The following is a 21623-nucleotide window of genomic DNA, read 5'->3' as shown; positions in this document are numbered from 1 at the left end:
TTTGTCTACTTGGAACAGAACATCGGGCCATTATGCGTCAGAATAGCCATACATGATATACCCAAAGTCCATATGGTATTCTGCTTTTATCTCAAGAAGCTTGGATGTATCGGGCTCGGCCGTATTAGTCAGCTGTATCAATAAATATAAATAAGCCGCCAATGTTGGCGGCTTATAAAAGACAATTGAAATTTAAGAATCCGAAAAACAGGCACTCAAACGGTCACGATGAACCGTTAACTTTGAGAGCAAGACTCAAACATCACTTGCTGATTGTCATCCACGGCAATCAAAGCTTTGAGTTCAACCAACTGCTCTTTCTTGCTCTTGGTTAGTTGTTTGATGAAATACTCAGCGCGCATTGCTGTTACTTTTGAGTCGAAGCTAGTCGACCACTCTAAAACAAGAGGCCCTTTACCCTTGAGCGCTTTTGCGCCTTTGCCAAGTTGGTGCTGTTTAAATCGCCTTTCGATGTCATTGGTAACACCGCAATACAGTGCATTACGGTTATTGCGGATCAGATAAACGCTCCAGTGCTGCTCAACGCTTTCACTCATGAAAGTAGAGATTCTACCTGTGCTTTCAATGCATCGAGTTCTTCTCTTAACTCGGCAACTTCTTGCTCTAACTGAGCGACACGTTCTGAGCTTGATGAAGTAGCTGGAACTGCCGCAGCCATTGCTGACACATCGACTTCACCACAGAACAAGTGCATGTAACGAGATTCACGCTTACCAGCTTCACGAGGTAACTTCACCACAAGCGGACCTTTCTCTTCGCTAGCAAGATGCTCAAGTACAGCTTCTACTTCTTTTACATCGTGGAAAGTGGCAAGGCGGTTAGTTCGAGTGCGGATCTCGCCTGGCGTTTGCGCTCCGCGCAGTAACATGCAACAGATGATGCCCTTCTCTTGCTCCGACAATTTAAGATCGCCAAACTCGGTGTTGCAAAAACGATGTTGGTACTTGCTAACACGGCTATTGAAAGCGCTCTCATCGCTGACAAGTCGACGCTCAATCAACGCATCAACAGCATCAAGGACGTCAGATTCTGACAATGCCATCACAGGCTCACGGTTGCTTTTTTGGTTACATGCGTTGGTCAACGCGTTCAAACTGAGGGGATATTGGTCGGGGGTGGTCACTTCTTTTTCAATCAAGCAACCAATTACTCGTGCTTCAATTGCCGTTAGCTCAACTTTCATAATGCATTTCCTTATTATTTTTGCATTTGAATTTATACCTAAACCGCATCTAAGTCTTTTATGTCTACTTTGCACCGTCGATTCAAAACGCTGCACGACTTGAAGCTGTTTAGGTATAGGTGTCAGGCTAAAGCATAGCGCAAAGACCTGGCACCCATCGCGAATCGGGGTCGGTCTCAATGCTCCGAGAGAATCGGCACTTTTCTCATATTGCCGTCTTCATCAATCATCATGATTTTCGAACGATTCAGTTCGACTTCCGTGATTTCAAGTTGGCTTCTCTCTTCAATGTACGCCGCTTTTAACTTTTCAGCCAAAGAGCTGGTGACTTTCTCATTCTCTTGACTGTCGGCTTGCTCCGCAGTGTTACCAGAGTCCATATCAAGTTTCATCATTTTTCATTTAATGACGCTGATGATATAGCGAAGGTCTCGCCATGACAACGTATCGATTTGTTCATAAATGCAAAATGCTATCCACTTATCGACAATAACCGTCGCAGAAAGACGCATCCGTATCCCCTCAATAACGCGTTCATGGTGCAAATTTTTTCATCTTCGCTCCCCTCTAGTGACCCGACCAAAGGGCAGTTTGTCAGCGAGATATGAGAATTGGTTGAGATTTGGTCAACTCTGCATTGTGATTGATCTAAAGACTGTTATGCCACGGGATGTTGTGCTTTAATCGAGGCAGATATTCACAAATTAGGAAAGGGAACCATGAGTAGCGTATTTGAAATCGTTAACCAAGCTCGTCGTAAAAACAAACTAAAACGTGAGCTACTTGATAACGAAAAGAAAGTTCGTGATAACCGTAAACGTGTAGACCTTCTAGAAAACCTACTAGACTACATCAAACCAGAAATGTCTCACGATGAAATCGTCGCTATCATCAAAAACATGAAAGCTGACTACGAAGACCGCGTTGATGATCACATCATCAAAAGTGCAGAGATTTCTAAAGCACGTCGTGACATCAGCCGTCGCATTCGCGAATTGACTGAAGAAGACAAGCAAACTAGCGGCAAAAAATAGGCCCGATTAGTTCAAGTTTCAAACCCCGAGTGAGCATTCCTTACTCGGGGTTTCTTTTTGTCACTTTGTAGTCCAGTGTGTACAATAAAACCATTCTCGAATCCCAACACACTCTAATTCCTATGCCTTCAACTTCTACTAACGCACAACCTACGTTAGCAAAACAACTGTTTACGATGACATGGCCAATGCTGTTTGGTGTGTTGTCCTTAATGAGTTTTCAGCTTGTCGACAGTGCATTTATCGGTCAGCTTGGCGTTTTACCGCTTGCCGCTCAAGGTTTCACCCTACCGCTTCAAATGGTCATTATCGGCATTCAAGTAGGCTTAGGCATCGCGACTACCGCAGTGATCTCTAAAGCCTTGGGCGCGAATGATGCTCGCTATGCCAAACAACTTGGCGGATTGGTCTTAATGATTGGTTCAATCGGTGTTGCGGTATTCGGCCTCTTAATTTGGCTGCTGCGTTACCCGATTTTATCTCTGCTCAGCGCGCCAGAAACTGTTATGCCTATCATAGATAGTTACTGGCCTTGGTGGCTGCTGAGTTCATGGGTTGGTGCAGTCCTTTATTTTTACTACAGTATTTGTCGTTCCAATGGCAACACTATGCTTCCGGGCACGATGATGATGGTGACAAGTGGTGTGAACTTGGTATTAGACCCACTGTTGATTTTCACGCTCGATCTCGGCATTAATGGTGCAGCGTTGGCAACCTTAGTTGCATTTGGGTTTGGTATCCTTGTCGTTGCGCCAAGAGTGAAGCGCAACCACTGGGCTACAACGCAATGGCAAGATCTGAATGTGATGAAAAGCGTCACTTCGATAGGTAATATCATGGGGCCAGCCATGGTCAGTCAATTGCTACCGCCGCTCTCTTCAATGTTAGCGACCAAGTTGCTTGCCAGCTTTGGAACTGCCGCAGTCGCTGCTTGGGCGCTAGGTTCGCGTTACGAGTTTTTTGCCATTGTGTCTGTATTGGCACTGACCATGTCGATGCCCCCAATGGTGGGGCGCTTGTTAGGCGCAAAGAACTATCGAGACATTCAATCTCTGGTTGGAATAGCGGTTAAGTTCATTCTTGGCTTCCAGCTTTTGATTGCAGCGATTACCTTCTTGCTTGCAAACCCGCTCGCATTGTTAATGACAAGTGATACCCAAGTAGAACAAGTGCTCCACATGCATCTAATGATTGTGCCGATAAGTTTGGGCTCTCTTGGCGTTTGTATGCTGATGGTGTCGATTTGCAATGCGCTAGGGAAATCGTACACAGCATTAACCATTTCGGCATTACGCTTGTTTGTTTTCTTCCTACCTTGCCTATGGCTGGGTGCACAACTGGGCGGTATCAGAGGTCTGCTGTTTGGTGCGTGTGTGGGTAATATTATGGCGGGTATTTCTGCTTACCTTACTTACCGTAAAACCATACACAAACTTGCGATAAAGCAAGCTACAGCCTAAGTTTTAGTATTAACAAAGAAGCCCTCAACTGAGGGCTTCTTACTATCAGCTTTTGGCTATACCATGCACAAGTTTACTGGTCAGCAGGGAATACTACGCCAGTTTGTTTGCGTACTTCAGTCAATACTTTTGCAACGGTCAACGAACGTTGTTTCATTTGTTCATCAATCACACCAAGCTTTAACTGCTTCGCAAATGCTTCTGCTTCGTAGAACATATGATTCTCGGTTTGAGGCAAAGTTAGGGTCTCTTTTTCTTCACCACGAAGAATACGCTCTACACCACGGCCTGTGGCGATCATATCGACCAACACACTGCCTTGCTCACCTTGAAACTCGCTTGGGATAAGAGAATCACTGACTTTCGAGTGCAGAAGATTTACGTTAAAGCCATCATACGCCAGCGTTACGCTGCCGCATCCGTCAACGCCTGATGGAAGCACATGTGCACTGGCTTGAACAGAGTTCGGCTCACCAAACAACTCTATCGCAGAACCCACGCAGTAATAACCGATGTCCATGATGGAGCCATTGGAAAACGCAGGATTGAATGTGTTTGGATTTTCTCCATTTAGATATTTTTGGTATCTCGATGAATACTGGCAATAGCTAATCGTCGCATGTCGTAACGGAGCGATAGACGGTAAGCTCTCTTTCAATACTTGGAAGTTTGGTGTGTAAGGCGACATAAACGCTTCAAACAACACAACGTTGTTTTCCTCAGCACAGGCAAACATCTGTTGTGCCAATGCGTAGTTCGAAGCCATTGGCTTTTCACAAATGACGTGTTTGCCCGCTTTTAACATTTGAATAGCTTGAGGAGCATGAAGCGAATTTGGACTGGCGATGTACACCGCATCAATGTCTGCATCCTGACCTAATGTTTCTAGGCTGTCGTAATAAGTATCTGCATCGTAAGGCGTGCCAAACAAACGCGCTTTTTCTATATCTCTCGAATACACAGCTTTAAGGCAAAACTGCTTGGTTTGGATTGCCGCTTCAACAAATTGTTGCGAAATCCAGTTAGTCCCGATAACAGCGAGTTTAAACATGTCACTTCCTTTATATTCGTTCTAAAAAGCCGTAATGAATTCGGCTTATCAGTGCGATTTAAGCAAGCTTTAGTTCATTAAACAACTCAAATAACTGGTTAGATTTATACGGCTTTGGCAAATACGCATCCATACCCGCAGCAAAACAATTGTGAATGTCCTCTTCCAACACACTCGCGGTCAAAGCAATGATGGTTGTTTTCTTGCAGCCCACTTTCTTTTCCCAACGGCGAATCTCTTTTGTCGCGGTTAGGCCATCCATCACTGGCATCATACAATCCATCAAAATGGCGTCAAACTGCTCACCTTTGGTGATGGCATCCAGCGCTTCTTGCCCGTTACTCGTAATTAAGTAGTCGTACCCTGCTTTATCTAAGAAAAAGCTTGCGATTTTTTGGTTCATTAGATTGTCTTCAGCAATCAATATTCTTCGATGAGTTCGAGATATTTTAGATTCAGCGCGAGATGCAATATTTGTGACATTGTCACGCAATGTATTCTTTTCGAGCTTAGCTAGCTCTTCGATGGCATGTTTGAATCGATTACCCAAGAATGGTTGAGTCAACACGGCATGCACGTTTTCCGCGTTTGTGTAAGAACTCGTCAAATGGTGCTGGCACACTACTACTCGACGAACATCATAAACTTCAGCCAGTTCACTCAAACAGCTATCGATATCCATCTGACCGTCATTACATAAGAAAATGACATCGAAATCTTCATCTAGCGCTTTTGCTTCCGAAAGTGAGTTAACGCCTACCAGCTTAATTTGAGCTAAACGACACTCTTGGACAATTTGCTCTGCATAAGCATAGTTATCACATATAAAGAGCCCTCTTTTGACCACATCGGAATGCCAACCAAAGAGAGGTAACGCCTCTACTTCTATTGAAAAACCAAAGCATGTGCCCACCCCCTTGGTCGAGGTTGCCACTAGCTTGCCTCCCATCATTGACACTAGTTGGCGACAAATCGCAAGCCCTAGCCCTGTTCCGCCAAACTGTCTCGAAACACCCTCGTCTTCTTGAGTAAACGGTTCAAAAATGGTCGCCAGTTTGTCCCTTTCAATGCCGATGCCCGAATCCTTGATAAGGAATGTGAGCGAACCTCGCCCTTGCTCTAACGCTTCTTCGTAACTCACGTCGACTGAGATATAGCCTTGTTCAGTAAACTTAACGGCATTGGAAACCAGGTTAGTAATGATCTGTTTGATGCGATGATCATCGACCATTACGCGAGCCGGAATGTTTTCATCCAATGAAATATCGAGTTCAAGCTGTTTAGACGTGGCTTTAGATTGAAACAAAATCACCGATTGATAAACGACTTCGCGAATGTCAGCTTCAACCAACGACAATTCGAGGCGCCCCGACTCGATCTTAGACAAATCTAGAATATCGTTTAGCAATGCAAGCAAAGTGTGGGAAGAGGTATCGATGTCATCCACGACTTCTTGCTGATGAGGCGACAGCTCACTTTGCGACAAAATTTCAGTCATCCCCATGATGCCATTCAACGGCGTTCGAATCTCATGGGACATATTGGCCAGAAATACAGATTTTGCTCTATTGGCTGCCACTGCCGACTCTTTGGCGTGCAGTATTTCGTGAGTTTGTCTCTGCTTTTCTTCCACCACACGATTGACTTGCTGCGCAAAGAGAGTGAACTCGTCACTACCATCGACTGCGACTTTTTTCTCTTTTTCTTCCTCATTAACTAGGGCATTAAGAGCATGAATGATAGCGCCAATCTTGCTGTTAACACGATACCAAGTGGCAACCCCCAGCCAGCCAAGCAAGAGAAGAACTACCGCAACACCACAGGTAATGAGCAATACATTTCGTTTTTGCTCATTGACTTGAGTAAGTAGGGATTGCTCAGCTTGACGAGTAAATCCTTCAATCATCATTTGCAATCGCTGAACCCGAAAATCGAGTTCGTCAAGGTAAGCCGCATAATCGCTGCGTGGCATGTCGCCATTCATCAGCCTCGCTCTTGATTCCAAATTACGTTGATAGCGGGGGGAGCTGAAAAGGCCAAGCAGTTTATCGACATGCGCATAAGATGCCCCCAAATGCAAAAATGCATCTAGATTTTGCTGCTGACGATCAATGGTTTGAAAAAAAACGCTTTGGTTCAGCTTCGCATCTGGATCCATCACTAAACGGTAGGTCAGCCAAGCCTCTTTTTGCGTCCAATAAGATAATTGAGCAAGGTAAGCAATAAAGTTCTGCATGGCGTGCCCATCGCTATTTCCATACAGCTGATAGTTTTGTAGCAAGGAAAGCGACATTTCTTGCAACAACTGAAATGCCCAATCACCCACTTCATCTGTGTTGGTAAGATCCCCAGACACCATACCAAGCATCGCCTCTTTTAAATCATCGGCGTACTCGGAAGTGTGTGGATTAGTGGAAAATTTATGATGCATGGAGAGCACCACATTGTTTTGGACATCCACTTCGATACTTAAAGGCGTTTCCTGACCGTATTGGCGTCTGTCTTTTTCCATGCTGTAGATAAAGTGCGAAGCCTGAGATATCAGCTGGAATCCCTGTATGTTGCTTACGGTTTGATTGAGGTGATCGACTCGCACCGAATTGGCATAAAACTGGTGGATCGCAAAAGCAACGATCACCACTGCGGGTAATAACGCTAACAACGCTAAACGTGTTTTGATTGATAATCTCAGCATCCATCTTTCCATGTGTTACGAACGCCTACTGATTTAATACTAGACTAGTTTCACACATTAATAATGGATATTGATGAGTTAAAAAACACTCTCATTTCACCTAGTAACACTAGGGATATAGGGTTATGGCGGGTTTAGGTGCCTGTTTTAAACTGTGATTCAAAGCAAGTTTTTTGATCATCAAAAAATGACCTAAACGCTCAAATCCAAGTCATACCTAAGCAGAAAAATGTAAAACAGACATTTATCATTTGAATGTTTACCACTCCCGTTGTCTTATCGAGTGAGATCACATTAATCTAGAAAAGAATCGAGGCTATTTACATTTAGATTTTGAAGCTATTCATTATCGTTACAAAAAAAGTCAGCAAGTTATTAAAAGTCAATAGTACAAACACCCCGCTTTAGTCACATTAATCAACCAGAAATAATGCCCTACTTAGCAGTTTTAACTGGTATTAATTTTCCTAGCAGAATAAGAACTCTCACCTTAGAATTCGCACACATAATTATTACAACCCGATTACATAACCCACCAAACTCCACACTCTACCGTTGAGGTAACAGTAGTGAGGATGGTTAGCCCTCAAAACGTGAAAGGTCCAATACAACAATGAGTCCAGAGAAATATCTCCAAGACTGGCAAACGAGCCAAACGATTGCTGAATCTATCTCCCCTCTTATTGGTAAGCTATATCGTCAAAAAGGAATCGAAGTGGTTCTGTTTGGTAAGACGCTTATCAACGCCACTACTATCGACATTCTCAAAACTCACCGCGTAGCAAGACGATACACTGGAAACCCTCTTTCTCTAGAGCACACAATGCCGATCATCCAAGCATTGTGCGAAATGAGCATTTCTTCATGTCGCGTTGATGTTGGTCAACTGGCAACTAAGTATTGGAATGAGCATGAAGATACAGCAGCACTAAACGATTTCCTACAAACTGCACTTCAAGGCGCGCGTGATGCCGACTCTTCTCTAGCCGCTCGCGATGTTGTGCTTTACGGTTTCGGTCGTATTGGTCGCCTACTGACTCGTCTTCTTATTGAAAAGAGTGGCCCAGGTTACCCACTTCGACTGCGCGCAATTGTTGTTCGTGGCGGTAAGAAAGGTGATTTAGAAAAACGAGCTAGCCTACTTCGTCGTGATTCTGTACACGGTCAATTTAACGGCAGCATCGTGATTGATGAAGAGCGCAAAGCGCTTATCGTTAACGGAAACTACATTCAAATCATCTACGCAAACAATCCTAGTGATGTAGATTACTCTGTGTACGGCATCAACAATGCACTTGTTGTTGATAACACAGGTGTGTGGCGTGATTCTGAAGGTCTGAGCCAACACTTAGCATGTAAAGGCGCAGAGAAAGTACTACTAACGGCTCCGGGTAAAGGCGACATCAAGAACGTTGTATTCGGCGTTAACGAATCTGTGATTCAAGAAGATGACACCATCATCTCTGCAGCGAGCTGTACCACCAACGCAATCACACCAGTTCTAAAAGCATTGAACGACAAATACGGCGTACTTTCGGGCCATATTGAAACCGTTCACTCTTACACGAATGACCAAAACCTGATCGATAACTTCCACTCAGGTGACCGTCGCGGTCGCAGTGCATCTTTGAATATGGTTCTAACTTCAACTGGCGCAGCTAAAGCAGTAGCAAAAGCACTGCCAGAGCTAGCTGGTAAGCTAACAGGTAACGCAATTCGTGTACCTACGCCAAACGTATCAATGGCGGTTGCAAACCTTAACCTAGGAACAGATGTTGATCGCGACTCTCTGAACGATTACCTACGCGAAATGGCTCTCAACTCTGAGCTTTCAGCGCAGATTGATTACACAGATTCAACTGAAATCGTTTCTACAGACTTAGTGGGCTCTCGCCATGCTGGCGTTGTAGATGGTCAAGCGACTATCGCACAAGACAAGCGTTGCGTACTGTACATTTGGTACGACAACGAATTCGGATACAGCTGCCAAGTTGTGCACTGTATGGAACAAATGATGGGCGTCCGTTACCAAACATTCCCTCGATAGGTGAACTTTGCTCCACAACGTTAACCACAATGGGTAACGAGCAATAACCCAACATTTGTTCTGATAATAAGCGCTTTGCGCAGTACTAATATTGATTCCCCGTTTATGCGCCTGATGACCCTCAGGCGCTTTTTCGTTCGTATCATTTGACAATCTCCGGACAAAGCAAACAGAACCATTCATGTTTTGTTCATGTTCGCAGCGTTAATCTGAACACATAGATTGAAAAGAGGTCATGATTATGAATCGAATTATTGTTACTGCACTGGCACTGATTACTGGCTTTTTCGCATTAGTATTTAGCCTAATCATGGCGATTCCATTGACCATCGCAGCCCTGATCACAGGTAAACGAATTGAAAAACGCGTACGGAAAATGCAAAAAAAAATGCATGAAGAGTATGAGTTTAATACTGGCAAAGCCGATGCCATCGAAGGTGAATTTGAAGAGGTTCGCCGATAACGAAATTACTGTGTTTCTCTTCCCCCTAATGTTCCTGAGAAACTTCTTGCTTACACCCAGACTTGCCCCACAAGCTGGGTGTTTTTTTATTTTTCAGGCGTATTTTCCCAGTACACAGTTAATTAGATTTTTTCTCGCCAGAAGCACGTCTACTCATCTCATCATAGCCAGTATCCCAAAGCTCTCCATCGACTCCAGCGTACGGGTTGGACTCTTTAGAGCGTCCTTCTAAAAAAGCGTCTCTACCTTCATTTTTAATCTCGCTCACTTTATCTAGAACGAAATTGAAGTGCTTAGGATCCACTCTCAGCAAAACCATAGCCAGAAGCCCTATACCAGCTAATATAAATGCGAGAAGAGTGAAGAACTCAAATGCACTTTTTCCAGTTAAAAATATCCACCCAGCACTAAATAGGCCAAGTAAAACAACGATCGGAATCAAGCTAGTTACTTTTTGCACTTTTCTCTCACTTTCTTCAACAATTGTAAAATATCTATCCCAAGTAGGGATAAGTAAGAGGAAAATCCGTTTACTTAAACAAGTTTTCTCACCTTAATAAGCGACTGATTCGCAATAAGTGTTAAGTTAAGTGAGCTCTTGCTTTGATTATAACTTATGACTTCCAAGTCATAACTGCAATTGACGTTTTGTTTACTTTAAAATGAACCAAAGTAACATTTATTGATAAAAATAATTTTTAATTATAAGCCACATTTACTATAAGTAAATGTCTCATAAACAACACTTGAGATAACAAAAAGGCAGCTCATTCGCTGCCTTTGGGTTTGTTATATCGAGTGTCTTGAAAGTCCTAAACCGTAACCACCACTCTTAGTGCTAAGAGCATAAGAACAACGCCAGATAGTCGGTCAATGAGAACCGCTTTGGAGCGAATTTTATCGACCACTCTGGAGCTTGATAACACCAACGTAATAAAGGTGTACCACAAGCCATCGACAACAAAAGGTGTCGCAACAATGATCATTTGGTTACTCAGATCATTCCCAAGCGCGACAAACTGGCTAAACAAAGCAATAAAGAACAGTGCGATTTTAGGACTTAGAATAGAGATAAGGAAACCTTCTCTAGCAGATTGAAGTACGGTCGTTTCCTCACCAGATTCCAACTTGGCGGCCACTCCACCTTTGGATCGCAGCGCGTTAAAACCTAAGTAAGCCAAATAAGCTGCGCCCGCTAAACTGATAGTTTTGAACAGCATTGGGCTCTGCTGCAGCACAACCGCAAGACCGATCAACGTGATAAACGCATAAATCCCGATCCCAAAAGCATGCGCCCACGCCGTTGCCAAACCATTCATTCGTCCACCAGCCAAAGCATGTTTAGCAACGATCGCTAAGCTAGGCCCTGGCGACATAGCCCCTAATAAACAGACTGTAAAAAGTGATAACCAAACTGTTAGTGTCATAAAAATCTCCCCTCTTTGACGTTAATTTATCAATAGAGGTGATATAAACTGAAATCAAAGTTAATCATGAAAGTCATGATTGAAACTCATAGTCTAGTGAATAGAGTATTCTGATTGCTGCATAACGCTTTGCATCGTTTCCCGAATCCAACGATGCGCAGGATCGTTATCGTACTTTGGATGCCACATCAGCCAGTATTGATGGATTTGAGTATCAAATGGCAGAGGTTTATGTGCCAAACTCCAATGCTTAGCGAGGTTCACCGCGATATGCTCAGGGACGACCATCAAATGTTCACTTGAGACTAGGCGATTAACCGCCGCCGAGAAAAATGGGACTTTAAATGTGATATGTCGCGCCAACCCCATCTCTTTTAAAACCGTGTCGGTGCTTGAGTCTTTATCGCCGCCCCCCGTGACTTTTATGTGCGAATAGCTGAGTAAAGCATCCACCGTTAGCTCTTTACAACTCGCTAGCGGGTGAGACGCTTTCATCAAACACACCGAGGTATCAGAACCGATATTCACGCTTGAAACACCTTCTGGTTTTGAAGGGTACATGGACGATGCGATGTGGATACCCAGTTCATGCAACTTATCGAGAAAATCTGGTTGCCATAAGCGATAAGCCATATCCAATTGCGGCGCGAGTTGACTGAAATGAGAAGCGATATCTGGAAGGACGTACTGAGCAACATAGTCACTAGACGCGACAACTAATTCACCTTGCCAATCTGCCGGTTCGAACGGTTTATCATCAAGCAGATGATCAAACTCAGACAGCAAATCATCAAGTTTAGCTTTTAACGCTAACGCTCGAGGTGTGGGTATGAGCAAGTTCCCCTGACGGACAAGCAATGGATCGCCACAAAGCTCTCTAAGCTGGGCTAATTGGCGGCTGACCGCAGATTGAGTTACGTGCAAGCGCTCGGCAGTGCGACTTACATGACACTCCTCAAGCAGCACATGCAACGACCTCAGCAGATTTAAATTGATGTTGTTTAACATACTCGACCCACTTGATGCTTCACTTTACGAACTTGTTTCCGGTCGTATTAAAAAACTCGGTCAGAACCGTATGCGTCATCAAATGACGCAGTTCAGGAAAGCGTTGAATTTGATCTCGGATTTCATTGAGCCGATTCATGTTAGGGACTTCCACAAATACCATTATGTCAGTTTCGCCGCTGATTGCATGGCACCATTTCACACCATCAATTTTATACAACTCATCAGCATAGGATTCACAGTAGTAAGATGATATGGATGTGTCGAATTTCAATGCGAAGTAGGCACAGATCGAATCCCCCTCTGGAGGCGCAATTTCAGCGTGATAGCCTAAGATGACTTTGTCATTTTCTAACTTGCGAATACGAGCCGTGACGGCTGAGCGAGATAAATTGACCTTCTCCGCAATCTCGGTGACCGACAACCGCGCGTTATGCCGGAGGATATCAATGATCTTGTGATCAAATTTGTCCATAAATATACCAAGCGTCCCTTAATTTTCTTATTCTATACCGATTCTAAATGCATAAGAAACCAACATTTTGTTGGATTTATTTAAAACAACCGTCATATTGACGGTGAACAAGCGCATTTTGTTTTTTGGAGTTCAGATATTCTATCTTCAACCCAAAGTCCAATTAAGGCGCAGCATGGAACGCGCACTTAAATAAAACCTCCGAGAAACGCATGGAACAGCTAAAAAAAGACATCTCTCTTATCTCCGGTATCGCCCAGTTGTCCACAACCTTGATGGGAACAGGCTTGTTTATGATTCCCGCTATCGCGGCAGGAATCGCTGGCCATTTTTCTTTGTGGGCTTGGGTCCTTTTATTCATCGCGATTTGTCCAATTGCGCTGACTTTTGCCCAACTTGGTAAGCGCTACCCGAATGCTGGCGGCACGGCATTCTTTGTGCGTCAAGCTTTTAACTCGAGATTGGAAAGCAGCGTCGCTTGGCTATTTGTCAGTGTGATTCCCGTTGGCGTACCTGCCGCGATTGCTCTTGCAGCAGGTTTTCTTCAACAACTGCTTCCTACCCCAATCAACAACCACTTATTTGCGCAAGTATTGACGGTTTTTCTGCTCATCTTGGTCAACCTATTGGGCACCAAATCATCAGGGCGCTTGCAAACCATCATCGCATTGAGTGTTTTTGCTTTGGTTGGTGCATTTTTGTTTAAAGGCGAAATCAATAGCGCAGATCTTTCAATGCCTACTCTCACAACAGAGTCCATTTGGCCGATCACCGCAGCACTTGGCGTGATGTTCTGGTGCTTTGTTGGCATCGAAGCCTTTGCTCACATGGGGGAAGAGTTTAAGAATCCGCAACGGGACTTCCCGATCGCGATTATCGTCGGCTGTTTTGTTGCTGGTGCAACTTACTGGGCTTGTTCTGTTGTCATCTTAAAGTTTGGTGCTTATGGCAGCGCACAATTCGATAATGCTTCCATCCCTTGGTTAAGCGCCCATTTATTGGGAGATAGCGCAAAGTGGCTCATCAGTATCATCGGATTTTCTGCGTGCTTTGCCAGCGTTAACTTATACACCCAAAGCCTATCAAGAATGGTTTGGGCTCAAGCGCGCGAACATCGTCCAAACAGTCCACTGGCTAAAATTTCGCGTAGAGGCGTACCTTCATCAGCAACGGTTTTAGTCGGTGCGGTGCTACTTGCGTCTTGTGTGATTGGGTCGTTATCCAAACTCGATTTAGAGTTTTTCCTTAAGCTGGCCAACAGTATTTTTGTTTTGGTTTATCTATTGGCAATGCTAGCTGCATACAAATTGCTGCACGGACTAGGAAAAGCCCTCGCGGCGATTTCCTTAGTGTTATGTACAGGTGTGTTCATCTGTTTAGGTTGGTCTATGCTTTACGCCCTTGGCATTTTTGCGCTGCTCTCTCTGCCGTGGAAACAATGGCGACAAAAACGACACTCGAGCATTGTCGAATAACTTCAGACGTCAAATAGCTCAAAGAGGCGTTTAATCAACGGGTCAATGTTATCAAGACGAACATTCCCATATCCGATCACGACACCCTGCCAATCTCGTGCTTTAAAATCGGGATGCTCATAAAAACTGACTGGGCGCATCACGATGCCCGCCTTTTTGGCTCGTTGCGTCCACGTGTTTTCATCAATCCCTTGTTGCCAGCTCAACGTAACGTGCAACCCCGCCGCTTGGCTAACAACTCGAACTTTGTCACCAAAATAATGCTGAATAGAGAAACAGACTTGTTCGTGCTTCGACTTGTACACTCGCCTCATTTTACGAATATGTCGCAGCAAGCTTCCTTCTGAGATAAAGTCCGCCATCGCGGCTTGAATATGACTTGGTGTGTCACCACTAAGTGCGTCTTTCACCATCAAACATTTATCTACCAGCGATTCAGGCACAACGAGATAGCCAAGCCTCAAACCATTAAACATGACTTTACTAAAAGAGCCGATGTATAACACTCGCTCGTCTCGGCCCATTTGTGCGGCTAACCCTTGCAAACTGGTGTATGGACGATGTGCAAATTGGAATTCACTGTCGTAGTCATCTTCAAGAATCCAAGCCTCTTGGTTCGATGCCCACTCAATGATTTGTGCTCGCTGCTCAGTGTTTAAAGTCGTCCCCATCGGATATTGGTTACTTGGCGTGATATAGAGTGCATCTGCAGTACTTTGCGTGACGGAATCAATATCAAAACCCACTTTTTGTCTTACGAATAACGGTTCAAATTGATATTGCTGAAACAGGATCAACTTGCGCATCTGCGCATAACCTGGCTGTTCCATTAGCACTCTACTTCCTGACGTTAATGTTGCCATGGTGGCGATACACAACGCTTGCTGCGCGCCTGACGTGATGATGATTCGACTAGGCGTGCAGTTCACTGAACGGCTCGACGCTAAGTAATCCGACAAAGCGCATCGAAGCTCCCAGAAACCTTGAATGTCTTGATTGCCTAGCAGACACGTACGGGATAAATGACGATTGAGATATTTTTGCCATAAAGCGGTTGGAAAAAGCGATAAATCGGGTACACCAGGCGCGAAACTGGCATTCACATCCAACGCCGCTGGCGGAAGGTTGGCAGCTTGAGTTGGCAACTTTTCAGGCAAGTATTGTTCTGGCAACTCAACAGCAACAAAAAAGCCTGAACCACGCTGGCTGACCAAGTACCCTTCAGCAACTAACTGTTCGTAGGCAGAAATAACCGTGTTGCGGCTAAGGTTCAACTCTTGTGCCAGTTTACGAGTCGACGGTAGCTTGCCGTTCTTGGGCCAAAGCCCTCGAACAATCTTATCCCTTATTGCAAAAAATACAGACTGCTGGCGCGTACCGCGGCCTGTTTTTACGCACAAATCACCCACATCGATTAACGACAAATTGGATCCATCCATAGTTTAAAAGTGGCTCTCTCTAAGCTACCAGTTAAACGTTACATTGCAACGACACGCTTAGGAAGAAAATGACTATTTCTCATTACTGTGAGTTGGTTAGGGAGACCACCATGCTATCGAATACAAAAAGAACAGAAATCAAAAAAGGCGCTCATAAAGCGGTGACTGAAGTTGAAAAGCTGCACATGATTATTGATGAAAGCCTAATTGCCCATATTGCAATCACCAACGAGTCAGGGCCAGTGGTTATCCCTATGTTAGCTTGGCGCGTCGATGATTTTGTATACATCCACGGCGCAAATAACAGCCGACTGTTACGCTCCCTCAAACAAGGCCAACCGACATGTCTCACCTTCACCTTGTTTGATGGTTGGGTATTGGCGCGTTCCGCATTTCACCACAGCGCGCATTATCGCAGTGCGGTTGTGTTTGGTCAGTTTGAAACTGTTGAAGACAATCAGGAAAAAGATCGTTTACTGAATCACTTTCTCGAACAAATCGCGCCGGGAAGAACAGAGCATGTCCGTTTGAGTAACGAGAAAGAGCTCAGCGCCACCATGCTTCTGCGTATTTCTTTAGAGGAAGCATCGGTAAAAATCAGTCGTTTTGGTGTCAACGACGACGCGCAAGATATGGATATTCCGGTTTGGGCGGGGGTACTGCCATATCGAACCGTCGTGGGGCCTCTTGAACCATGTTCGGATTTGTATGAAGGCATCGAAGAACCCGATTACAGCAGCGCCTATCCTAACCGCTGGTGCGCTTCGGAGAAACTCAGCTAAGAGCTCCTGTTGCTAACCCTCTCACTTTTGCTAACGCTCTCAATAGCAACTTTCATCCAATCTCCTAAATCACCGCTGGTCCTGCCAGCGGTGCTCGTAACTTTGTATCCAAAGGCTTCAATTTCCCGTATAACAAACCATGAGCAATAGGAGAGAGTTATGTCGGGAAAGGAAAGAAACCTACCAACACACCGTATTTCTAGATTCAGCAAATTTGCCTCGCTCGCAACAAGAGTTGCGGGCAATGTTATTGCTGAAGGCACCAAGCAAATCGCCAAAGGCAACCGACCGAAAGCAAAAGACCTTTTGCTCACCCCTCAAAATATTGCACGACTGACCGATCAACTGGCGCACTTACGCGGCGCAGCCATGAAACTTGGTCAAATGCTGTCGATGGATGCCGGAGATATTCTTGAACCCGAGTTGGCCGAGATTTTAGCCAGATTGCGTTCAAACGCCGATCCAATGCCATCAAAGCAGCTCAACAGCGTGATGGTAAATGCACTTGGTGAACAGTGGAAATCCGCGTTTCTTGCTTTCAACTTCAAACCTATTGCGAGTGCATCCATAGGGCAAGTTCACCAAGCCTACAGCGATGCTGGCGATAATTTGGCAGTCAAAGTGCAATATCCCGGTATCAGAAAGAGCATCGACAGCGACGTCGATAATGTCGGTACGCTTTTGAAAATTGTTGGCCTTATCCCTGAGTCAGTTGACTATAAAGGACTGTTGGAAGAGGCGAAAAAACAGCTGCACGACGAAGCCAATTATGAGCGAGAGGCTCAGTTTGCCTGTAAATATCACGAGGCTCTACAAGACCATCCGCATTTTGTGGTACCAAAAATCTACCCGGAAATTTCATCCCAATCCGTTCTGGCTATGGCGTTCATTCAAGGGACGCCCATAGAGAAAATCGCAAACTACGACCAAGAAACTCGCGACTTTGTAATGCACAATTTGTTGGTACTGCTGTTTAAAGAACTGTTCGAATTCAAAATGGTGCAAACCGATCCAAACTTCGCAAACTATCTCTATCTTGAACAAAGTAAACAAATCGGGCTGTTAGATTTTGGCGCAACTCGCGAATACAGTGAACGTTTTAGTTCCGGTTATCGCCAAGCCTTTTCATCTGTTGTGAACGATGACGAACAAGGGCTAAACGATGCTTTAGAGCAAATAGGCTTTTTCGCTCAAAGCATCAAACCAGAGCAGAGAACGGCGATTTTAGATTTGGTCAAAATGGCATGCGAACCCATGCTAATTGATGAAGCTTATGACTTTAAAGCCAGCGGACTGGCGCAAAAACTGCGAGAAGCTGGAACAATTCTTAGTATGGAGCAAGATTATTGGCATACCCCACCAGCCGATGCCATATTCTTGCACCGAAAAATTGGTGGCATGTATTTGCTCGCCGCTCGAATCGGTGCAAAAGTAAACATTCGTCGATTAGTACAACCATATCTCAAGATCAATAGTGGATAGCCTATTGTTTTTCTGTCACTTTCAAGTACCTTGAGCAGTTATTCTGCGTTATCAACAGCCCACTTTATTGAGATTTATTGACTATGGTTAATGAACATAAGGTCAATAACCAAAGTTAGCTGGCTGATGTGTCACGTATGACGCCACAACTTTATCCATGAAAACGAATTAACTATCGGGGGCTCGGTGAGCAAGTTTCAAGATCTCTCCACTCTAATCCAACAAATTGGCCAAGCCGAAGAATCGGATCAAGTCGCAACGCTCAATGAATCTATCGAAGCGGGTCTCGAACCCGGCGCGGTTGCGCTTATCCTCGAAGCTTTCCCTATCGAAGACCGTGTTCGGTTATGGAGAGCATTGCCGTTAGAACTTCATATCGACGTTTTGACAGAGATGCGTGCCGATGTACGTTTCTCTATCATCAATGCGTTATCTGAAGTCGAACTGAAACTCACCCTCGCTAAACTCGACAACTTATCGTTGATCGAATGGGCAGACTCGTTACCAGAGGCCATCATCAATGAAGCGCTCGCTTTAATTGAAAAAGACGAGCTTGAACTGTACGACCAAGCGAATGAATATGAAGACGATGAGCTAGGTCGCTGGGCGGAGCGTAAAATCATTACGCTGCCGTTCAATATAACGGTTGGAACCGCAAAGCAGTTGATGGAACGCTACAGCTACGATACGCCGCAGCAAGTGTACCTGATTAACCGAAACAAACAGTTCCGTGGCGCAGTAAACTATTACGAGATCTTAAGAAGTGATTCAGGCGTGCGTTTGAAAACACTTGAGATTGAAACCGTTACCGTGTTGGACAGCAAAATGACACTGCCAGAAGCGGTAGAGGCGTTAGAGCACAGCGCCCTACCCGCGCTCCCCGTAACAGATGCTGACCAAACTCTCATTGGTGAGGTCGATTGGCAATTTGCATTAAGTACTCAACGAGAAATCTACGAAGCGCGCTTAATGGCCGGTACTGGTATGGATGAAGGCGATGACTTATTTGCGCCAGTACTAAAAAGCTCACAAAAACGTGGCGTGTGGTTGGGCATCAATTTGCTGACTGCAATTTTAGCCTCTGTCACTATCGGACTGTTTGAAGATGTGATTGCTCAAGTGGTGGCTTTGGCCGTGCTCATGCCAATCGTTGCATCGATGGGTGGCATCGCGGGCAGCCAAACGCTCACTCTGATGGTTCGTGCGATGGCGCTTAATCAGATCACTCCAGGTAACCGTTTCAAGCTATTGAAAAATGAACTGGGTATTGGCTCTCTGAACGGCATTGCTTGGGCACTGATTATCGGCGGGTTAGCCGGATTGTGGTTCCAATCGCCAGTTTTAGGCGGAACCATCGCACTGGCCATTATCGTCAACATTATTACCGCTGCTTTGTTTGGCGTGTTGATACCCATTATTCTGGATAAGTTCAAATTGGATCCAGCCTTAGCAGGCTCGGTTATTCTAACGACAGTGACAGATGTGGTTGGTTTTTTCGCCTTTTTGGGAACGGCGAGTTTAGTCATGCTCTAAAAAGTCCACTGTTTATTAATCAATCATTAGCATAATAGAGACAAATTGCATAACGCACTTGCAAATTGCAAAAACAGTCAAAGTTTAAGCAACATATGTCACAGAAACCACGATTTTCGGGCATATAAAAGTTGGCACAGTAACTGCATTATATAAATTGACCCTTCTTAAGCCGAGGGTCACCTAGCCAACTGACGTTGTTAGTGAACTTGATTTTGTTCACATGTATATAAGCCAATCGCACTCTTTGCGGTTGGCTATTTTTTTATGCGGCTACTGCTCTCCTTTATCCTCCGACCGATCTCTATTGTACTTATCTTGCCCTCAACCGACTGTTTACTGTTTATAAAATTCAAAAATTCCTTCAATAAACCATCAGAAATACCGACTTCAACAAAAACAAACTACCTAACATAAATAAAACCAAGAAAACACACCAAAAAAAGAACAAATAACGCCCAAACCAAAACACTCATCATGAAATCGTTTTCTTTTCATAGAAATCGACTGAACAATCTAGAGTTATAGATAAATTTTATCCATAAGCACAAATAGTAGTAAAAAATATTCATTTCACACAGAAAACTCGTCAAGAAATCATAAAAACACACGTAAAAATACATTTTTCATTTTTAGAATAACTCATTCAACCTATTGTTATTTAACAATAAAAAATACAAACAAACCCAAGTAAACGTTTAAATTTCAATTTTATCATTGACTATCGAATTTACATCACGATAATACGCGCCGTTTACCTGAAAATCAGGTGCTATAATTTAATCTTTTACTTTGCGGAGGTAATAATGGCTGGAGACAATAACTACAGTCTTGGACCAGTTCCCAACACGGCCAGAAAAGGCGTGGCGTCACTAACCATGGTGATGTTAGGACTCACTTTTTTCTCCGCAAGTATGTGGACAGGTGGTTCTCTCGGTACTGGGCTCTCCTTTAATGATTTTTTCCTCGCTGTTCTCATCGGTAACCTAATCCTCGGTATTTACACTTCTTTCCTCGGTTACATCGGCGCTTCTACTGGTCTCTCTACCCACCTTCTTGCTCGTTTCTCTTTTGGTTCTAAAGGCTCTTGGCTTCCTTCTGCTCTTCTTGGCGGAACTCAAGTTGGGTGGTTTGGAGTTGGTGTCGCGATGTTTGCGATTCCGGTGCATAAAGCAACGGGCATCGATACCAATACTTTGATCCTTGTCTCCGGTTTGCTCATGACCGCGACCGTTTACTTTGGAATCTCAGCACTGATGGTGCTGTCAGCAATCGCCGTTCCTGCCATTGCGCTACTTGGCGGTTACTCTGTCGTAGAAGCAGTAAATAGCGTTGGCGGTATTAGCGAACTACAACAAGTTCAACCAACCGAACCACTCGACTTTTCAATGGCTCTCGCGATGGTTGTAGGCTCTTTTGTTAGTGCAGGCACATTAACGGCAGATTTCGTACGCTTTGGCAAAAAGCCGCGCAGCGCCGTGATGATCACCATGGTGGCATTTTTCATCGGTAACTCGTTAATGTTTATCTTTGGCGCGGCAGGTGCGTCGGTGACTGGTCAATCAGACATCTCTGAAGTGATGATTGCGCAAGGTTTATTGATTCCTGCCATCATCGTACTTGGGTTAAACATTTGGACGACCAACGACAACGCGCTCTACGCATCAGGTCTTGGATTTTCCAACATCACAGGCTTACCAAGTAAATACATCTCGATGGCGAACGGTCTTGTTGGCACACTTTGCGCTCTCTGGCTCTACAATAACTTTGTTGGCTGGCTGACCTTCTTATCGTTGGCAATTCCACCGATTGGCGGCGTGATCATCGCTGACTTCTTCACAAACCGTAAACGCTACGCAAACTTTGAAACCGCCCAGTTCCAAAGCGTAAACTGGGCTGGCATTATCGCTGTAGCGATTGGCGTTGGTGCGGGACACTTCCTTCCTGGCGTAGTACCGATTAACGCTGTACTTGGCGGCGCAATTAGCTTCCTAATTCTTAATCCTATTCTCAACAAAAAAGCACTGGCTACACAGCCAGCGTAAGGA

19 protein-coding genes are annotated in these 21623 nt (G+C 44.6%); 9 read left to right on the top strand and 10 right to left on the bottom strand.

Annotated features, from left to right (window positions below; genetic code table 11):
* Positions 1–236: 236 nt before the first annotated feature.
* From ACF8CV_RS01960 to ACF8CV_RS01950, 3 genes are all read right to left on the bottom strand, one after another.
* Positions 237–557, bottom strand: coding sequence for a GIY-YIG nuclease family protein (locus tag ACF8CV_RS01960; RefSeq protein ID WP_005463466.1), 321 nt, complete (start codon positions 555–557; stop codon positions 237–239).
* Positions 554–1204 carry a YceH family protein gene (locus ACF8CV_RS01955; protein ID WP_017447360.1) on the bottom strand — a complete coding sequence of 217 codons (651 nt, stop codon included), beginning with the start codon at positions 1202–1204 and terminating at the stop codon, positions 554–556. The genes ACF8CV_RS01960 and ACF8CV_RS01955 overlap by 4 nt, the downstream gene beginning before the upstream one ends.
* 176 nt (positions 1205–1380) lie before the next feature.
* Positions 1381–1596 carry a hypothetical protein gene (locus ACF8CV_RS01950; RefSeq protein WP_005477197.1) on the bottom strand — a complete coding sequence of 72 codons (216 nt, stop codon included), beginning with the start codon at positions 1594–1596 and terminating at the stop codon, positions 1381–1383.
* Between the two features lie 327 nt (positions 1597–1923).
* On the opposite strand from ACF8CV_RS01950, the gene ACF8CV_RS01945 reads away from it, so the two are divergent.
* Entirely contained in the window at positions 1924–2238 is a 315-nt protein-coding gene (locus ACF8CV_RS01945; RefSeq protein ID WP_005453573.1) for a DUF496 family protein, read from the top strand.
* Between the two features lie 122 nt (positions 2239–2360).
* Positions 2361–3698, top strand: a complete 1338-nt coding sequence (locus ACF8CV_RS01940) for an MATE family efflux transporter (protein ID WP_025610161.1) — start codon at positions 2361–2363, stop codon at positions 3696–3698.
* A 73-nt stretch (positions 3699–3771) separates the two neighbouring features.
* On the opposite strand, the gene ACF8CV_RS01935 is transcribed toward ACF8CV_RS01940, so the two are convergent.
* Together ACF8CV_RS01935 and ACF8CV_RS01930 are read right to left on the bottom strand one after the other, a co-directional pair.
* Positions 3772–4749, bottom strand: a complete 978-nt coding sequence (locus ACF8CV_RS01935; protein ID WP_005477354.1) for a Gfo/Idh/MocA family protein — start codon at positions 4747–4749, stop codon at positions 3772–3774.
* Between the two features lie 58 nt (positions 4750–4807).
* A complete protein-coding gene (locus tag ACF8CV_RS01930; RefSeq protein WP_069489262.1) occupies positions 4808–7444 on the bottom strand; it encodes an ATP-binding protein in 2637 nt (878 codons plus the stop codon).
* A gap of 613 nt (positions 7445–8057) precedes the next feature.
* Between ACF8CV_RS01930 and ACF8CV_RS01925 the strand changes: the two genes are divergently transcribed.
* Together ACF8CV_RS01925 and ACF8CV_RS01920 are read left to right on the top strand one after the other, a co-directional pair.
* Complete coding sequence (locus tag ACF8CV_RS01925; RefSeq protein ID WP_005463456.1) at positions 8058–9491, top strand: glyceraldehyde-3-phosphate dehydrogenase; 1434 nt, start codon at positions 8058–8060, stop codon at positions 9489–9491.
* Between the two features lie 235 nt (positions 9492–9726).
* Positions 9727–9954, top strand: coding sequence for a hypothetical protein (locus tag ACF8CV_RS01920; protein WP_025985260.1), 228 nt, complete (start codon positions 9727–9729; stop codon positions 9952–9954).
* Between the two features lie 118 nt (positions 9955–10072).
* On the opposite strand, the gene ACF8CV_RS01915 is transcribed toward ACF8CV_RS01920, so the two are convergent.
* From ACF8CV_RS01915 to ACF8CV_RS01900, 4 genes are all read right to left on the bottom strand, one after another.
* Positions 10073–10414: a hypothetical protein gene (locus tag ACF8CV_RS01915; RefSeq protein WP_021484180.1), complete on the bottom strand. Its 342-nt coding sequence runs from the start codon at positions 10412–10414 to the stop codon at positions 10073–10075.
* A gap of 352 nt (positions 10415–10766) precedes the next feature.
* Positions 10767–11381, bottom strand: a complete 615-nt coding sequence (locus ACF8CV_RS01910) for a LysE family translocator (protein WP_005463452.1) — start codon at positions 11379–11381, stop codon at positions 10767–10769.
* Between the two features lie 93 nt (positions 11382–11474).
* The gene (locus ACF8CV_RS01905) at positions 11475–12389 is read right to left on the bottom strand and encodes a LysR family transcriptional regulator (RefSeq protein ID WP_017447356.1); all 915 of its coding nucleotides are present in this window, start codon (positions 12387–12389) and stop codon (positions 11475–11477) included.
* Between the two features lie 19 nt (positions 12390–12408).
* Positions 12409–12864 (bottom strand): Lrp/AsnC family transcriptional regulator, encoded by a 456-nt coding sequence (locus ACF8CV_RS01900; protein ID WP_138937148.1) that lies wholly within the window; start codon positions 12862–12864, stop codon positions 12409–12411.
* 212 nt (positions 12865–13076) lie between these two features.
* On the opposite strand from ACF8CV_RS01900, the gene yjeH reads away from it, so the two are divergent.
* On the top strand, positions 13077–14339 hold the full coding sequence (yjeH, locus tag ACF8CV_RS01895; protein ID WP_020838064.1) for an L-methionine/branched-chain amino acid transporter: 1263 nt from the start codon (positions 13077–13079) through the stop codon (positions 14337–14339).
* Between the two features lie 2 nt (positions 14340–14341).
* On the opposite strand, the gene ACF8CV_RS01890 is transcribed toward yjeH, so the two are convergent.
* Positions 14342–15778: a PLP-dependent aminotransferase family protein gene (locus tag ACF8CV_RS01890; RefSeq protein ID WP_031381390.1), complete on the bottom strand. Its 1437-nt coding sequence runs from the start codon at positions 15776–15778 to the stop codon at positions 14342–14344.
* A 110-nt stretch (positions 15779–15888) separates the two neighbouring features.
* Here ACF8CV_RS01890 and ACF8CV_RS01885 point away from each other — a divergent pair, with 110 nt between their 5' ends.
* From ACF8CV_RS01885 to codB, 4 genes are all read left to right on the top strand, one after another.
* Positions 15889–16560: a pyridoxamine 5'-phosphate oxidase family protein gene (locus tag ACF8CV_RS01885; protein ID WP_025627551.1), complete on the top strand. Its 672-nt coding sequence runs from the start codon at positions 15889–15891 to the stop codon at positions 16558–16560.
* A gap of 159 nt (positions 16561–16719) precedes the next feature.
* Positions 16720–18042, top strand: coding sequence for an AarF/ABC1/UbiB kinase family protein (locus ACF8CV_RS01880; protein WP_025627549.1), 1323 nt, complete (start codon positions 16720–16722; stop codon positions 18040–18042).
* Between the two features lie 186 nt (positions 18043–18228).
* Positions 18229–19575: a magnesium transporter gene (locus tag ACF8CV_RS01875; RefSeq protein WP_020838068.1), complete on the top strand. Its 1347-nt coding sequence runs from the start codon at positions 18229–18231 to the stop codon at positions 19573–19575.
* 806 nt (positions 19576–20381) lie between these two features.
* Positions 20382–21620 carry a cytosine permease gene (codB, locus tag ACF8CV_RS01870; RefSeq protein ID WP_025554949.1) on the top strand — a complete coding sequence of 413 codons (1239 nt, stop codon included), beginning with the start codon at positions 20382–20384 and terminating at the stop codon, positions 21618–21620.
* The last annotated feature ends 3 nt before the right edge of the window (positions 21621–21623 follow it).

Source organism: Vibrio sp. zbq_1 (assembly GCF_043102935.1).
Lineage (GTDB): Bacteria > Pseudomonadota > Gammaproteobacteria > Enterobacterales > Vibrionaceae > Vibrio > Vibrio parahaemolyticus.
The sequence above is the reverse complement of the archived record's forward strand: the minus strand, read 5'-3'. Positions and strand labels throughout refer to the sequence as shown.

Excerpts from the sequence above, each read along its gene's own strand:
- ACF8CV_RS01960 (WP_005463466.1), bottom strand. The coding sequence starts at position 557 with ATGAGTGAAAGCGTTGAGCAGCACTGGAGCGTTTATCTGATCCGCAAT.
- ACF8CV_RS01955 (WP_017447360.1), bottom strand. The coding sequence starts at position 1,204 with ATGAAAGTTGAGCTAACGGCAATTGAAGCACGAGTAATTGGTTGCTTG.
- ACF8CV_RS01950 (WP_005477197.1), bottom strand. The coding sequence starts at position 1,596 with ATGAAACTTGATATGGACTCTGGTAACACTGCGGAGCAAGCCGACAGT.
- ACF8CV_RS01945 (WP_005453573.1), top strand. The coding sequence starts at position 1,924 with ATGAGTAGCGTATTTGAAATCGTTAACCAAGCTCGTCGTAAAAACAAA.
- ACF8CV_RS01940 (WP_025610161.1), top strand. The coding sequence starts at position 2,361 with ATGCCTTCAACTTCTACTAACGCACAACCTACGTTAGCAAAACAACTG.
- ACF8CV_RS01935 (WP_005477354.1), bottom strand. The coding sequence starts at position 4,749 with ATGTTTAAACTCGCTGTTATCGGGACTAACTGGATTTCGCAACAATTT.
- ACF8CV_RS01930 (WP_069489262.1), bottom strand. The coding sequence starts at position 7,444 with ATGCTGAGATTATCAATCAAAACACGTTTAGCGTTGTTAGCGTTATTA.
- ACF8CV_RS01925 (WP_005463456.1), top strand. The coding sequence starts at position 8,058 with ATGAGTCCAGAGAAATATCTCCAAGACTGGCAAACGAGCCAAACGATT.
- ACF8CV_RS01920 (WP_025985260.1), top strand. The coding sequence starts at position 9,727 with ATGATTATGAATCGAATTATTGTTACTGCACTGGCACTGATTACTGGC.
- ACF8CV_RS01910 (WP_005463452.1), bottom strand. The coding sequence starts at position 11,381 with ATGACACTAACAGTTTGGTTATCACTTTTTACAGTCTGTTTATTAGGG.
- ACF8CV_RS01905 (WP_017447356.1), bottom strand. The coding sequence starts at position 12,389 with ATGTTAAACAACATCAATTTAAATCTGCTGAGGTCGTTGCATGTGCTG.
- ACF8CV_RS01900 (WP_138937148.1), bottom strand. The coding sequence starts at position 12,864 with ATGGACAAATTTGATCACAAGATCATTGATATCCTCCGGCATAACGCG.
- yjeH (WP_020838064.1), top strand. The coding sequence starts at position 13,077 with ATGGAACAGCTAAAAAAAGACATCTCTCTTATCTCCGGTATCGCCCAG.
- ACF8CV_RS01890 (WP_031381390.1), bottom strand. The coding sequence starts at position 15,778 with ATGGATGGATCCAATTTGTCGTTAATCGATGTGGGTGATTTGTGCGTA.
- ACF8CV_RS01885 (WP_025627551.1), top strand. The coding sequence starts at position 15,889 with ATGCTATCGAATACAAAAAGAACAGAAATCAAAAAAGGCGCTCATAAA.
- ACF8CV_RS01880 (WP_025627549.1), top strand. The coding sequence starts at position 16,720 with ATGTCGGGAAAGGAAAGAAACCTACCAACACACCGTATTTCTAGATTC.
- codB (WP_025554949.1), top strand. The coding sequence starts at position 20,382 with ATGGCTGGAGACAATAACTACAGTCTTGGACCAGTTCCCAACACGGCC.